Source organism: Gammaproteobacteria bacterium, from assembly GCA_030680605.1.
In the GTDB taxonomy this organism is placed as follows: Bacteria; Pseudomonadota; Gammaproteobacteria; order SURF-13; family SURF-13; genus JAQBXX01.
Window position 1 is genome coordinate 38,558 of the sequence record JAUXUQ010000007.1, and the last position, 13,554, is coordinate 52,111.

Sequence of the window (13,554 nt, forward strand, 5' to 3'; positions counted from 1 at the left end):
CTCGAATAACGCGACACTACACTGAACAACAGGAATACGAATGGCCGGCCAGGGTTATAACGACAAGGAGTTACGCGCACGCGTCAAACTGCTGGGCACCCTGCTCGGCAATGTGCTGCGTGCGCAGGCAGGCGAGCGCGCGCTCAAAATGGTGGAGACGCTGCGCAAGGGTTACATCGGCCTGCGCACCAAGGACAACCCGCTCAAGCGCCGCCGCCTCGCCCAACTCATTGACGCGCTCGATCCGGGATTCGTCACCCATATCGTGCGCGCCTTCAGCACTTACTTCAGCTTGGTGAACATCGCGGAAGAGGCGTTTCAACATCGCCTGCGCCGCGCCCAGGTGCGGGCGGGCGGTACACTCTGGGTCGGCTCGTTCGATCATGCCCTGCGCCAGCTCTGCTCTCAGGGCGTCACTGCAGAGCAGCTGCAAACACTTCTCGATCGCCTGCAATTCATTCCGGTCATCACCGCGCATCCCACGGAATCCAAGCGTCAGACCATCATGGAGGCGTTACGGCGTATTTTTCTCACCAGCGAACGCCTGAACGAACACCGCCTTACCAAAAGCGAACGTTACGAAATCACGCAACTGCTGGAAGCACAGGTTCAGATACTGTGGAAGACCGACGAGGTGCGCGTGCACCGTCCGCAGGTGGTCGATGAAATCCAGAACGGTCTGTTCTACTTCCGCGAGAGCCTGTTTCAGGCCGTGCCCGTCGTCTACCGCTACATGGAAAATGCCATCCAGCGCACCTATACCAAGGGCAACGAACAAGCCCGGCAAATCCATGTGCCGAGCTTCCTGCGTTTTGGATCCTGGGTAGGTGGCGACCGCGACGGCAACCCCAACGTAAAACCCGAAACCACGGAACTCGCCCTGCGCATGCAGGCGCGGGTGGTATTGCTGGAATACCTCTCACGGCTGTCTGCCTTGAGCCGGGTACTGACCCACTCCAGCCACCTCAGCGCCCCTTCCGCCGAGCTGCTTGCAAGCTTCAAGACCGACAAACGCATCGCGCCCTCCATGTTTGGCGGCGACCATGAGCGCACCAGTCATGAGCCTTACCGGCGCAAACTCTACATCATGCACCATCGTCTGGAGTACAACCTGCGTGCGGTGAAAAAGCGACTGGAAGGTGATTTTGATGCGCCTCTGGCGGTAGCCGCCTACTCCTCCGAGCGAGAATTTCTCGCCGATCTTTACCTGATTCGCGATTCACTCATCAGCCACGGCGACTACAACATCTCCATGAGCGGGCTGCAAGACCTCATCCGCCTGGTCGAAACCTTCGGCTTCTTTTTGATGTCGCTCGATATCCGTCAGGAGTCATCGCGCCACACACAGGCAGTGGCTGAACTCTTCACCACCCAATCACAGGCCATTGATTACGACGCCCTGTCCGAAGACGAGCGCATCAAACTGCTGGGGCGCGCACTGGCACAATCCGACTGTCTCACCCAGCAGGCCAACCTCAGCGCCGAAACCCGCGAGACACTGGAAGTCTTCAACGTCATGGCGCGCATGCGCGTGGAAACCAGCCCCGAGGCCTTCGGCAGCTACATCATCTCCATGACGCGTTCAGCCAGCCACGTACTTGAGGTGTTGCTGCTCGCGCGGCAGGCCGACCTCGCCGGTTACCGCGATCAGGGCTGGTATTGCGACATTCGCGTCGCCCCCTTGTTCGAGACCATCGACGACCTCGCCCACATCGAGCCGGTGATGGAGGCGCTGTTGTCCAACCGTACCTATAGCGCGCTGCTCAAGGCTTCCGGCAATCTACAGGAGGTGATGCTGGGTTACTCCGACTCCTGCAAGGACGGCGGCATACTCGCCTCGTCGTGGAGCCTGTACGAAGCGCAGAAAAAAATTACCGCATTGACCGCCCGGCACGGTGTCGAATGCCTGCTGTTTCACGGACGCGGCGGCACCATCGGGCGCGGCGGCGGCCCGACCCACGAATCCATCCTGTCACAGCCGGAAGGCACGGTGCACGGCCAGATCAAATTCACCGAGCAAGGCGAAATGGTGTCGTATAAATACAGCAACAGCGAAACCGCCATATACGAACTCTCCGTCGGCGCTACCGGCCTGCTCAAGGCCAGCCGTGGACAGGTACACCCGCCTGCGGTGGATAATCCGGAATACCTTGCCATCATGCAGCAACTGGCAGAACTGGGTGAGCGCTGCTACCGCGATCTGACCGAAACCACACCCGGCTTCAGCGACTATTTTTACGAAGCCACACCCATCAACGAAATCGGCCAGCTCAACATCGGCTCGCGGCCCTCGCACCGCAAGAAAGGCGATCGCTCAAAATATTCCGTGCGGGCCATCGCCTGGGTGTTTGGCTGGGCGCAGTCGCGCCACACCATGCCCGCCTGGTATGGCATCGGCACGGCCCTCGAAAGCTGGCACGGCGGCGACCCGAAACGCTTCGCCATGCTGCAGGCCATGTACCGTGACTGGCCGTTTTTCCGCGCCCTGCTCAGCAACACCCAGATGGCCTTGTTCAAGGCCGACATGGATATCGCGCGCGACTACGCCGACCTGTGCAGTAACCGCAGTGAAGCCGACCATATTTACGAACTTATCCGCACCGAATACTACCGCACGATACGCGAGATACTGAAAGTCGTCGGCGCCGAATCGCTGATTGAGGAAAACCCGCCGCTCGCGCTCTCACTCTCACGTCGCAATCCCTATCTCGACCCGCTCAACGCGATCCAGGTCACACTGCTCAGGCGTACCAGAAATGAAGAACTCAGCGAACCCGAGCGCCACCGCTGGCTCGCCCCGCTGCTGCGCTCCATCAACGCCATCGCAGCTGGCATGCGCAATACCGGTTAGCCTGTTGCAGATTAACTTTTCCAAATACTTCACGCGCACAGCACGCGCTACGCCATGAAGACCCCCAAAAGAATTGAACCGCTGGTCGAGGATGGTCTGGTCGACACGGTCGTGCGTCAGCTCATGAGCGGCAAGGAGGCCATGGTCTACGTGGTGCGCTGTGGCGAAGACATCCGCTGTGCCAAGGTGTACAAAGAGGCCAACAAACGCAGCTTTCGTCAGGCCACCCATTACACCGAAAGCCGCAAGATGAAAAGCAGCCGTCGTGCCCGTGCCATGGAGAAAGGCACCCGCTATGGTCGCAAGGCACAGGAAGACGCCTGGCAAAGCGCCGAAGTGGATGCCTTGTACCGTCTCGCCGCCGCTGGCGTGCGTGTGCCACAGCCCTATCACTTCCATGCGGGTGTGCTGCTGATGGAACTGGTGACCGACGCCCATGGCGAAGCCGCCCCGAGGCTCAATGAACTGGTGCTGACAGCAGAGCAAGCGCACGAATACCACGGCATATTGATAACGCAGGTGGTGCGCATGCTCTGCGCCGGTCTCGTGCACGGCGATTTATCAGAATATAACGTGCTCGTCGGCACCGAAGGGCCCGTCATCATCGACCTGCCGCAGGCCATTAACGCCGCAGGCAACAACAGTGCCTTCAGCATGCTCGAGCGCGACATCAATAATCTGGCCACCTACTTTGGCCGTTTTGCGCCCGAGCTGCTGACGACCGACTATGCCATGGAGATCTGGGCACACTACGAGGGCGGCAAGCTGCGCCCGGAGATCGAGTTGACCGGTCGCTTCGCGCGCAGCGAGAAGCCGGCGGATGTGAAGGGTGTCATGCGGGAAATTGACGCCGCGATCAAGGAGGCCGAAGAGGAACGGCAACGCTATCTTCAGCGCATGCAGCAACAGTAGGATTTATGCACCCAGGGAATGTGCACTATTATTTAGCCTTGCGTTTACCCCGCTCAATGCGCAACGCCGCGTTAATCGCCTGTTGCGCCCAACTCAACATGGCTTCAGGCTCTTCAAATACCTCCGGCGGTGCCTCGTAGTACTTCATGGTGGTCAATTTGCCACGCGCGGTGTAGGTGAACGGCCCCAGTCCGCGCTCCGTAAATTCAGCACGGTTAAGGTCATCGACTTTGAAATACAATCTGTCTTCGAGTATGAGCGCGAAAATTGTGTCGCGTTGGTAAATCCCGTGCCCGCCAAACATCGCCCGCGCACTCACGCTACCCAGCGGTGCCAGCTGCTCCAGCACAAACTCAACAAATTCATTGCGTACCGGCATGATTAGCCGAGACGTTCGCCCCAATCGATTGCGAGAGGTCGCGCTGTACCTCACTCATCCCGCGCTGATAAAGGGTCAGCTTGAACACAGGGTTATGATGCACTAGCTACTCCAATAAACTTATCCTTAGGGAAAGTCTGTTTGGCGAAGGTTCTAAGCTTGTTTAACACATCAAGAGTTGATCCACAGCTTTCGTATACATTGCTGTACATCTGATCTGTTTGGTTTCGTAACGTACCCACCAACCTGGGCCCTAGCTTCTGGGAAATCTCATCTAGGCTAATTGGCACTCCATTCTTTATCCCAAGACTCACGAAAACAGGCTGCAATTCTCCGATGTGAAAATCACTCCTAAGCTGGATCGCTTTAAGAGCCATCTCAAACCTCTCTTGTTCAAGCGTTACCTCCATAAGCAAGTTTGGATTTGATGACTCAAGCAAGAAATGAAGATTATCAATTTTCACCCTAATGTCTTGGGAATCGTTAGTAGTGAGGGCTGGCGCATTTACGAAACGAAGATTGTCGTCCTTAAAGGCATCTAAATCCTCCTTCATATTGCACAAGGCTCTGTATTGTCTTGCCAGGGTAAACAAAGCTTGGTTAATGGATGACACCCGTTGATTCCGTTCCTTACGGCACTCCTTTTTGTCTTGCAGGTAAAAAGCAAACCAAGCCCCAGCAAAAGCTGCAATCAAGGTTGCCAGCCAAGGCGCAAAATCATTCACATACATAATCTAATCACACGCGGAGAGTGCGTAGGATAACGTGCAGGTTGGATAGAGCCCAAGCGCAACCCATCGCCTGCCTAGGCCACCTGCACCGGAATGGCATTGCGGCAGTGGGTAATGCGGTTGTGTTCGTTGAGGTAGACGAGGGTGGGGTGGAAGTTGGCGAGTTCGTGCTGGTTGAGGACGGCGTAGGCCGCGATGATCACGCGATCACCGGGGTTGGCCTTGTGGGCGGCGGCGCCGTTTATGGAGATGATGCCGGAGTTGTCCTCTGCGCGGATGGCATAGGTGGTGAAGCGCTCGCCGTTGGCGACGTTGTAGATGTGGATTTGCTCGTATTCGTGGATGCCCGCCGCCGCCAGCAGCTTGCCATCAATGGCGCATGAACCCTCATACTCCAGCTCGGAGTGGGTGACGCGGGCATGGTGGAGCTTGGCCTTGAGGAGGGTGTACTGCATGGATATCTCCGCCTGGAAAGGACGAGCAGGCTGGGTATTATACCCGATCTTGCACCACAGGCGGCAAGGCCACCTGCAGGCTATCGATCAGGCGGGCCTTGCCCAGCCAGGCGGCGGCGAGAATGGCGAGGTCTGTGTCCTCAGGCCCGGCGGGGGCGAGGTTGTCCGCGCGGCACACGCTGACGTACTCGGGGCGGAACCCGCCCTGCTGCAAGGCCATCAGGGCGTCATTTTCCAGCGCATGGAAGTCGCTCGCGCCCTGCTCGATGCGGCCTTTGACCTGCATCAGCACCTGATACAGGCGCGGGGCGTGCCGGCGCTCGTCCGCAGTCAAATAGCTGTTGCGTGAGCTTAGAGCCAGTCCATCCTGCTCCCGCACAGTGGGCACGGCGACGATGTCGACCGGTAGCGCCAGATCACGCACCATCCGCCGGATCACTTGCAGTTGCTGGTAATCCTTCTCGCCAAAAAGGGCGACATCGGGCTGCACGATGTTGAGCAGTTTGTGCACCACCGTTGCCACCCCACGGAAATGGCCGGGCCGGTGCGCCCCGCACAGGATGTCGGAGATATCCGGCACCGTGACGCTGGTGTGGTGCTGCATGCCCTGCGGATACATTTCGGTAACTTCAGGAAAAAATACGATATCTACGCCATTTTTGTCCAATTTGCTGCGATCTTCATCAAACGTGCTTGGATAAGCGCTGAAATCGTTAGGGTCGTCGAACTGCAAGGGGTTGATAAAAATACTCACCACCACCCGCTGGGCGCAGCTTTTGGCCTCATCCACCAGCCGCAGGTGGCCCTCGTGCAGATTGCCCATGGTCGGCACCAAGGCAATCTGGTCGCCCCGCGCCCGCCACTCGGCCAGTTCCCCACGCAGGGAGGCGATCGTCTTGATCACACGCATGACAAGGCTTGCTACTGCACGCCGTGTTCGGCGGCCGGGAACTCGCCCGTTTTCACCGCGCTGACATAGGCCGCCACCGCAGCGGGAATACCGGCCACGCCGGTAAGAAAGTTTTTGGCGAAGCGCGGCGGCTTGGCACTGAGGCCCAGCACGTCATACAGCACCAGCACCTGACCATCACAGCCCGCGCCCGCGCCGATGCCGATCACGGGGATTGTCAGTGCCTGTGCCACCTGCTGCGCCAGCGCACCCGGCACACACTCCAGCACCAGCAAGCCCGCGCCCGCCTGCTCCAGCGTGCGCGCATCGGCCAGCAAGGTTTGCGCGCTGTCGGCGTCGCGCCCCTGCACCCGATAACCGCCAAGCTGGTGCACCGACTGCGGCAGCAAGCCGAGATGGGCGCACACGGGCATGCCGCGCTGCGTCAGCGCGCTCACGCTGTCGGCGAGCCAGGCGCCGCCTTCGAGCTTCACCATCTGCGCGCCGCCCTCCTGCATCAGGCGCGCGGCGTTGCCCAGCGCCTGCGCACTGCTGGCATAGCTCATGAAGGGAAGATCGGCAACCACAAACGCCCGCCGGCTGCCGCGCCGCACGCAGCGGGTGTGGTAGATCACGTCGGCCAGCGTGACGGGCAGCGTGCTGTCATGACCCTGAATCACCATACCGAGCGAATCGCCTACCATGATGAGATCGACGCCGGCACTGTCCAGCACAGCCGCATGGCTCGCGTCGTAGGCGGTGAGGCAGGCGATCTTTTCGCCGCGCGGCTTCATCTCGCGCAGCGTGGTCAATGTGACCGGCTTCATAACGCCCCCGTCATACAGAGGCCATCACAAGGCTACGGACAGCGGGTTGAAGTAGTGCCGCCCGCTGCGCACGCTGCCGATCTGCTCCAGCAGCAGCGCATAATCCTGCTCGTTGTTGACCGGATCGATCTGGGCGGCGTTGATAATCAGCAGCGGCGCCTCGTCGTAGTGGTGGAAAAAGTCGGCATAGGCATTGGACAAGCGATGCAGGTAGGCCGACTCGATCAGGCGCTCGTATGGTATGGCACGGCGCGCAATGCGTGCCAGCAGCACCTCGACCGGGGCTTGCAGGTAAATGACCAGATCCGGCTGCGGCGCCTGCACGGTCATCTGGGCGTACACCTGTTCGTACAACCGCAACTCGTCGTCGTCCAGCGTGGCGCGCGCAAACAGACGGTCTTTCTCCATCATGAAATCGGACACGCGCACGGGGCTGAACAAATCACTCTGGCGCAGCGCATTAATCTGCTGCGTGCGCTGAAACAGGAAATATAACTGCGCAGGCAAAGCACCCTGGCGTGGGTTCTGGTAAAAACGCTCGAGAAAAGGATTGTCGTAGGCCTGTTCGAGCAAGGCATCGCCCGCGAGCGAGAGCGCAAGGCGTTTGGCGAGGCTGGTCTTGCCTACCCCAATGGGGCCTTCGACGGCGATGTAACTGCGCCGCACAACGCCCGATGACGTGTCGTCAGGTCTGCTCATCTTGCTTCCTCAATCCCTGCGCCGGGCAGCGCTTTATCAGTTCGGCCAGCGTTCCGTGCCCGGGGATGCTCAACGCCGGCGCCAGCTCGTACAATGGATACAGAACAAAGTTGCGCTCGTGCAGGCGCGGGTGAGGCAACGTGATACGTGCGGTCTGCATTTCCACTTCCCCGTAGAGCAGCAGGTCGAGGTCCAGTGTGCGCGGCCCCCAACGCTCTGCGCCCCGTATTCTCCCATGCTGGTTCTCAATCTCCAACAGACGATCCAGCAGGCGCTCAGGCGGCAGGCGCGTAGCCAGCGCACAGACAGCGTTGACATAGTCGGGCTGCCCCGGCGGCCCCAGAGGCGCGCTCAGGTACAGGCTGGAGTGGGCAATGCGTGTGGTCTCGGGCAGCGCGGCAAGCGCCGCCAGTGCTGAACGCACCTGCCGCAATGGGTCGGCCAGATTACTGCCCAAGGCGACATAGGCATGGTGCGTCATGACAGTGTGCGGCCGCGCAGCGGGGTGATAAACGGGTTAAGCGCCTTCGCCTGCGGGCGCCGCATCGCCCGGTCGCCTGCGCTTGCGTCGGCGTTTCTTGGCCGGCCCGGTGGAGACAACCTTGGACAGCAGGGCCTGCTGGCCGGAGACGTCGGTCTCCTGGAAATGGGTCCACCAGTCCGCCAGTTCCTGCACCTCCTCGCCCGCTGCGGCGCGCAACAGCAGAAAATCATACGCCGCCCGGAAACGCGGATGCGCGGCAAGCCGCAGGGCACGCTTGCCCGCGCGCTGCGGCAAGCGCTGCTGCATGACCCAGATTTCGCGCATCGGCACACTGAAGCGCTTCGGCAGGGCAATCCTCGCCACCTGACGCGTCACGATGATGTCTGCGGCAATCTGCATGGCCTCAATCGCACCCATGCCCTCGGCCTGCTTTTTTTCAGCCAGTTGCCGCATGGGCTCCCACAGCAGTGCGGCAAACAGGAATGCCGGTGTCACCGGCTTACCCTGTGCGATGCGCTCATCCGTGCTGGCCAGCGCCCGCGTCAACAGCGTGAGCGGAAAATGCTCCTGCTCATGGGCAAGGCTCACTTCGGTATCCGGAAATAAATGCTCAAACAACCGGTAATGCCGCAACAACTCAAACGTCTGCACGCCCACGCCGCCCATAAACAGCTTGAGCACCTCTTCAAACAGGCGGGCCGACGGTATCTCGCGCAGCAAATGCCCCAGACTGGCCATGGGCGCCTCGCTTTGCGGGTCTACGCGAAAACCGAGCTTGGCCGCGAAACGCACTGCCCGCAGCATGCGCACCGGGTCTTCACGGTAGCGTTGATCGGGGTCGCCTGCCAGACGCAATAATCCCGCCCGGAGGTCGTCCATGCCCCCCATGCAATCCACCACGGAGAAATCACGGATGTTGTAGTACAGCGCATTGACCGTGAAATCACGCCGGTAGGCATCCTCTTCCAGCGTCACACCGTACACGTTGTCGCGCAGAATACGGCCGTTTTCGCCGTGCACCTCATCCTCGCCCCCGGCTTGCGTACCACGGAAGGTGGCGACCTCGATAATTTCACGCCCGAAGTGCACATGCGCGAGACGGAACCGCCGCCCGATCAGGCGGCAATTGCGGAACAACTGCGCCACTTGGTCAGGCAGCGCGTTGGTAGTGACATCGAAATCCTTGGGCTCGCGACCCAGCAGCAGGTCACGCACGCAGCCACCCACCAGGTAGGCCTCAAATCCGGCCTCCTTCAGGCGATAAAGCACCTTGAGGGCGTAGTCACTGACTTGGGCGCGTGAAATGGTATGTTCAGCGCGGGGAATGATATGGGGCGTAATAATGGTTGTCCTGTCGATACGGCTTTCCGCGGAAGCCGCTTGAGTGGGCGGCGGCTTCGCGTATAATACCATGCTCTGCACTCAGCCAACCCGGCTATCCACGCTCCCTTCGTCTAGTGGTCCAGGACACTGCCCTCTCACGGCGGTAACAGGGGTTCGAACCCCCTAGGGAGCGCCACTTTCGAGTGTGGTGCCAAGCGCCCCTGCCCCCAATAGGGTCGGCTCAACAGCAGTAGCGCGATCAGCAAAAACAGCGTTGCCGGAAACAACACGCTGAGTAGCGGACTCAACTCATACACCAGCCCGATATGGATGGATATCTGGTTGAGCAAATGAAAACTGACACCGAGCAGGCTTCCCACCAGCACCCGCTGCCCCATGCCCACAGAGCGCGGCGAACCGAACACGAACGGAATCGCCAGAAACACCATGACTCCGGTAGTCAATGGCGCCAGAATCTTGCCCCAAAACGCGAGTTCATGGCGCTGCGTATTCTGGCTGTTGGCCCGCAGATAATCGATATAGTGATATAGGTTCCAGAGCGACAGTCTCTCCGGCTTGACCAGAACCACGCCTACCACGTCGGGGCTGAGCAACGAACTCCACTGGGCACGCGCAATTTGACGCGTCATTACTCCAGAGGGTGTTATCTCGCTCTGCACGATATCTTCCAGCAGCCACTTGCCATCATCTTCACGCTGCCCTTTGGCTGCGTGCGTGGCAACACGCAGATTTTGCTTGTCGTCAAATTCATACACGTAGATATCGTTGAATCTGCCTCCGGGCAGTATCGTGCGAATGTTGATGAAGCTATGTTCATCACGCGACCAGAAACCGTAACGGGTACCTATCGCTATATGGGAGGACAGTGCCATCGAACGCAGGCTTTGCGCATACTGCTCGCTTTTCGGCGCGGCCAATTCGCCAACCAGAACTACCCCCAGCATCATGATGGCAGCCACTTTCATCACCGACAGCACGATACGCGCCAGTGAAACACCTGCGGCACGTATCGCGGTCAGTTCGCTGCCTGCCGCCAGCGTGCCCAAGCCCAGCATGGTGCCCAGCAAGGCCGCCAGCGGAAACAACTCATAGATGCGACGTGGCTGTGATAACAGTACATACTGCACCGCTGTTACTGCATTGTAGTTACCCTTGCCTACATCGCGCAGGTTGTTGACGAAATCAATAAAGAAAAACAGCGCGAGCAACACCAGCATAACGAGCAGCGAGCTCATGGCGACAGTAGTACCAATATAGCGATCCAGTATTTTCATGCTGTCGCCCGTCCCGGACTGATTCTTTCCTTATGCGCAGACCAGTGCTGCCACAGTGACCAGCGGAATCCGGCCTGGTGCATGAAGATCACAGCGACCAGCAACAAGGCGGCAACATGCACCCACCACATTCCTACTACCGGATCCAACAGGCCGCGATTCAGCCAGGCGCGCGCAACACCCAGCATGTTGTTGTAGATGAGGTAGATGAGAACGGCCACGAACAATTTTGCGTACTTGCCCTCCCGGGGTGACGTACGCGCAAGCAGCGCGCCCAGCATGCCGAAGACCAGCACTGACAGTGGCATGGAAATGCGCCATTGCAATTCGGCGCTCGAACCCGGATCCGTTGCACTCCACAACGTCAGCGTGGACTTGGCATCCATATCATCATCCGCCGGCGCCGGATCTGCGTCGCGTATACGTAACGAATACTTTTCATAGCTGATTATCTTGTAATTCCCGCTGCCGGGGCTGCCTTCGTAGCGGTTCCCGCCCTGAAGCACAATAAACTGGTCACCCGTAGCGGCATCAGTAACCTTTGTCCCGCTGTTCGCGGTCATGATGTCAAGGGTTTCTGCGCTACGACTCTGGATAAACACATTTTTCAGTCCGCGCTGATCGGCAGAGACAGACTCCACGTACAGGACATGCTCACCTTTGCGTGATTCCTTGAAGCTGCCCGGTATAACACTGGTAATTTCAGAAAGCGCCCTGGCCTGATGGACAATCTGGTTGCTGCGCCCGGCGGCCCATGGCGCTATCACCAGCGACAGGACGGCCACCACCAGCGCCAACCCAACGGTGAAGCGTAGCAGCATCTTCAACACCGTGGCGGTACCAGCCCCACATGCCATCAGGGCGATCATTTCGCTGTCCTTGTACATGCGCCCAAGCGCCAGCAGGGTGGCGATAAAAAAGGCCAGCGGCAAAATGAGCACCAGGGCGACCAGCGATTTGAGCGCCAACAGGTCGAGTATGACCGCGCCCGACATATTGCCTGCCGCCGCCTCGGCCAGATAGCGCACAAAACGGTCGCTCAGAAAAATGAGCAGCAATATGGGCGTAACGCCCAGCATGCTGTCCAGCACCTCCCGCATCAGGTAGCGATTAAATATCCGCATGGCCTGCTTTTACCGGTCTCCCAGGCTGAAAAAAATCACTGCTTCGAGTACACTTGTGGCCTCTATCAACCCGGATCCTTCAGGAGCCCGCATGGAATTCAGCATCAAGACCGCAGCGCCGGAAAAACTGCGCACCGGCTGCATTGTGGCCGCCATCTTCGAGTCGCGCCACCTCTCCGCCGCCGCCGCTCGCCTGGACAAGCAGAGCGGCGGGCTCCTGTCTCGACTGCTGGAGCAGGGCGATATCAAGGGCACTATAGGTGAGACGCGCCTGCTGCACAATGTACCTCACATCGCGAGCGAGCGCATCCTGCTGGTCGGTTGTGGCAAACATAGCGAGTTCAGCGACATGAAGTACCGCAAGGTGGTCACTGCGGCAGTCAACGCACTGCGCGACACCGGTGCGCGCGAAGCTGCGTTTTATCTGCCAGACCCCGGCGATCTGGAGCACGATGTCAACTGGATGGTGCGCCAGGCTGTGTTCACCGCACACAGCACGCTCTACCGCTTTGCCCAGCACACGAGCAAGAAGGAAGCCACGCCCAAGCTGCGTCATATCCTGCTCGCGACAATTGAACGCCATAAATCGGCAGCACAGGCGCTGCGCGAAGGCGAAGCCATCGCCGCAGGCGTCCGGCTAGCACGTGACCTCGGCAACCAGCCCAGCAATGTCTGCACACCCTCCCACCTTGCACGCCAGGCCAAGGCCCTGCAAAAGGCCTACAAAAATCTCAAGGTCAGCGTGCTTGAGGTCAAGGATATGGAGCGCCTGGGCATGGGCGCACTGCTTGCAGTTGCGCGTGGCGCAACTGAGCCTGCCAAGCTCATCACACTGGAATATCAGGGTGCGAAAAAAACCGACAAGCCAGTCGTGTTGGTCGGCAAGGGCGTTACCTTCGACAGTGGCGGCATTTCCATCAAACCCTCGGCCAACATGGACGAGATGAAATATGACATGAGCGGTGCGGGCAGTGTGCTCGGCACCCTTGCCGCCTGCGCCGAACTTGCCCTCCCGATCAACGTGGTCGGCGTGATCCCGGCCACCGAGAACATGCCGGGGGGCGATGCGATCAAGCCCGGTGACGTGGTCGAAAGCCTCTCCGGCCAGACCATCGAAATCCTCAACACCGACGCTGAGGGGCGCCTGATTCTGTGTGATGCCCTCACCTATAGCGAACGCTTCAAACCTGCTGTGGTGATCGACATCGCCACACTCACTGGCGCCTGCGTGATCGCGCTCGGCAAGCACCCCAGCGGCCTGCTGGGCAACCATGCACCGCTGGTACGCGACCTGATACAGGCTGGCGAGACCAGTGGCGACCGGGCCTGGGAGCTGCCGCTGTGGGACGAGTATCAGGATCAACTGAAAACCAATTTTGCCGACATGGCCAATGTCGGCGGGCGCGAAGCAGGCACCATCACGGCCGCCTGCTTTCTCGCCCGCTTTACCAAAAAATTTCACTGGGCGCACCTTGATATCGCCGGCACGGCCTGGCTTTCAGGTGACAAGAAAGGCTCCACCGGCCGGCCCGTGCCCTTGCTCATGCACTATCTGCTGCAGCGCAGCAAACAATAGCGGGCAATG

The 13,554-nt window shown here is 59.5% G+C and carries 13 protein-coding genes and 1 tRNA gene; 5 read left to right on the plus strand and 9 right to left on the minus strand.

Features of this window, described 5'->3' with window-relative positions:
• Window positions 1-40: 40 nt before the first annotated feature.
• The gene (gene ppc / locus Q8L89_03615; GenBank protein ID MDP1708136.1) at window positions 41-2,851 is read left to right on the plus strand and encodes a phosphoenolpyruvate carboxylase; all 2,811 of its coding nucleotides are present in this window, start codon (window positions 41-43) and stop codon (window positions 2,849-2,851) included.
• A 54-nt stretch (window positions 2,852-2,905) separates the two neighbouring features.
• Entirely contained in the window at window positions 2,906-3,763 is an 858-nt protein-coding gene (locus Q8L89_03620) for a PA4780 family RIO1-like protein kinase (protein ID MDP1708137.1), read from the plus strand.
• A 28-nt stretch (window positions 3,764-3,791) separates the two neighbouring features.
• On the opposite strand, the gene Q8L89_03625 is transcribed toward Q8L89_03620, so the two are convergent.
• From Q8L89_03625 to pcnB, 8 genes are all read right to left on the minus strand, one after another.
• Entirely contained in the window at window positions 3,792-4,142 is a 351-nt protein-coding gene (locus Q8L89_03625) for a TfoX/Sxy family protein (GenBank protein ID MDP1708138.1), read from the minus strand.
• Between the two features lie 92 nt (window positions 4,143-4,234).
• Window positions 4,235-4,867, minus strand: coding sequence for a hypothetical protein (locus Q8L89_03630; GenBank protein ID MDP1708139.1), 633 nt, complete (start codon window positions 4,865-4,867; stop codon window positions 4,235-4,237).
• An 80-nt stretch (window positions 4,868-4,947) separates the two neighbouring features.
• Complete coding sequence (locus Q8L89_03635; GenBank protein ID MDP1708140.1) at window positions 4,948-5,328, minus strand: aspartate 1-decarboxylase; 381 nt, start codon at window positions 5,326-5,328, stop codon at window positions 4,948-4,950.
• A 37-nt stretch (window positions 5,329-5,365) separates the two neighbouring features.
• Window positions 5,366-6,238 (minus strand): pantoate--beta-alanine ligase, encoded by an 873-nt coding sequence (gene panC / locus Q8L89_03640; protein ID MDP1708141.1) that lies wholly within the window; start codon window positions 6,236-6,238, stop codon window positions 5,366-5,368.
• Window positions 6,239-6,249: 11 nt separating this feature from the next.
• Window positions 6,250-7,044, minus strand: coding sequence for a 3-methyl-2-oxobutanoate hydroxymethyltransferase (panB, locus tag Q8L89_03645; GenBank protein MDP1708142.1), 795 nt, complete (start codon window positions 7,042-7,044; stop codon window positions 6,250-6,252).
• 24 nt (window positions 7,045-7,068) lie between these two features.
• A complete protein-coding gene (locus Q8L89_03650; GenBank protein ID MDP1708143.1) occupies window positions 7,069-7,743 on the minus strand; it encodes a deoxynucleoside kinase in 675 nt (224 codons plus the stop codon).
• On the minus strand, window positions 7,730-8,224 hold the full coding sequence (gene folK, locus Q8L89_03655) for a 2-amino-4-hydroxy-6-hydroxymethyldihydropteridine diphosphokinase (GenBank protein ID MDP1708144.1): 495 nt from the start codon (window positions 8,222-8,224) through the stop codon (window positions 7,730-7,732). The genes Q8L89_03650 and folK overlap by 14 nt, the downstream gene beginning before the upstream one ends.
• Before the next feature lie 36 nt (window positions 8,225-8,260).
• Window positions 8,261-9,640 carry a polynucleotide adenylyltransferase PcnB gene (gene pcnB, locus Q8L89_03660; protein ID MDP1708145.1) on the minus strand — a complete coding sequence of 460 codons (1,380 nt, stop codon included), beginning with the start codon at window positions 9,638-9,640 and terminating at the stop codon, window positions 8,261-8,263.
• Between the two features lie 30 nt (window positions 9,641-9,670).
• Here pcnB and Q8L89_03665 point away from each other — a divergent pair.
• Both Q8L89_03665 and Q8L89_03670 read left to right on the plus strand, forming a co-directional pair.
• Window positions 9,671-9,746 (plus strand) — tRNA-Glu (locus Q8L89_03665).
• 770 nt (window positions 9,747-10,516) lie between these two features.
• The gene (locus Q8L89_03670; protein ID MDP1708146.1) at window positions 10,517-10,663 is read left to right on the plus strand and encodes a hypothetical protein; all 147 of its coding nucleotides are present in this window, start codon (window positions 10,517-10,519) and stop codon (window positions 10,661-10,663) included.
• 178 nt (window positions 10,664-10,841) lie between these two features.
• On the opposite strand, the gene lptF is transcribed toward Q8L89_03670, so the two are convergent.
• Window positions 10,842-11,969, minus strand: a complete 1,128-nt coding sequence (lptF, locus tag Q8L89_03675; protein ID MDP1708147.1) for an LPS export ABC transporter permease LptF — start codon at window positions 11,967-11,969, stop codon at window positions 10,842-10,844.
• 91 nt (window positions 11,970-12,060) lie between these two features.
• Between lptF and Q8L89_03680 the strand changes: the two genes are divergently transcribed.
• Window positions 12,061-13,545, plus strand: a complete 1,485-nt coding sequence (locus tag Q8L89_03680) for a leucyl aminopeptidase (protein ID MDP1708148.1) — start codon at window positions 12,061-12,063, stop codon at window positions 13,543-13,545.
• Window positions 13,546-13,554: the final 9 nt, after the last annotated feature.

What these genes read in the sequence shown, in the direction of transcription:
- ppc (MDP1708136.1), top strand. Translation starts at nt 41, where the DNA reads ATGGCCGGCCAGGGTTATAACGACAAGGAGTTACGCGCACGCGTCAAA.
- Q8L89_03620 (MDP1708137.1), top strand. Translation starts at nt 2,906, where the DNA reads ATGAAGACCCCCAAAAGAATTGAACCGCTGGTCGAGGATGGTCTGGTC.
- Q8L89_03625 (MDP1708138.1), bottom strand. Translation starts at nt 4,142, where the DNA reads ATGCCGGTACGCAATGAATTTGTTGAGTTTGTGCTGGAGCAGCTGGCA.
- Q8L89_03635 (MDP1708140.1), bottom strand. Translation starts at nt 5,328, where the DNA reads ATGCAGTACACCCTCCTCAAGGCCAAGCTCCACCATGCCCGCGTCACC.
- panC (MDP1708141.1), bottom strand. Translation starts at nt 6,238, where the DNA reads ATGCGTGTGATCAAGACGATCGCCTCCCTGCGTGGGGAACTGGCCGAG.
- panB (MDP1708142.1), bottom strand. Translation starts at nt 7,044, where the DNA reads ATGAAGCCGGTCACATTGACCACGCTGCGCGAGATGAAGCCGCGCGGC.
- Q8L89_03650 (MDP1708143.1), bottom strand. Translation starts at nt 7,743, where the DNA reads ATGAGCAGACCTGACGACACGTCATCGGGCGTTGTGCGGCGCAGTTAC.
- folK (MDP1708144.1), bottom strand. Translation starts at nt 8,224, where the DNA reads ATGACGCACCATGCCTATGTCGCCTTGGGCAGTAATCTGGCCGACCCA.
- pcnB (MDP1708145.1), bottom strand. Translation starts at nt 9,640, where the DNA reads ATGGTATTATACGCGAAGCCGCCGCCCACTCAAGCGGCTTCCGCGGAA.
- Q8L89_03670 (MDP1708146.1), top strand. Translation starts at nt 10,517, where the DNA reads ATGATGGCAGCCACTTTCATCACCGACAGCACGATACGCGCCAGTGAA.
- lptF (MDP1708147.1), bottom strand. Translation starts at nt 11,969, where the DNA reads ATGCGGATATTTAATCGCTACCTGATGCGGGAGGTGCTGGACAGCATG.
- Q8L89_03680 (MDP1708148.1), top strand. Translation starts at nt 12,061, where the DNA reads ATGGAATTCAGCATCAAGACCGCAGCGCCGGAAAAACTGCGCACCGGC.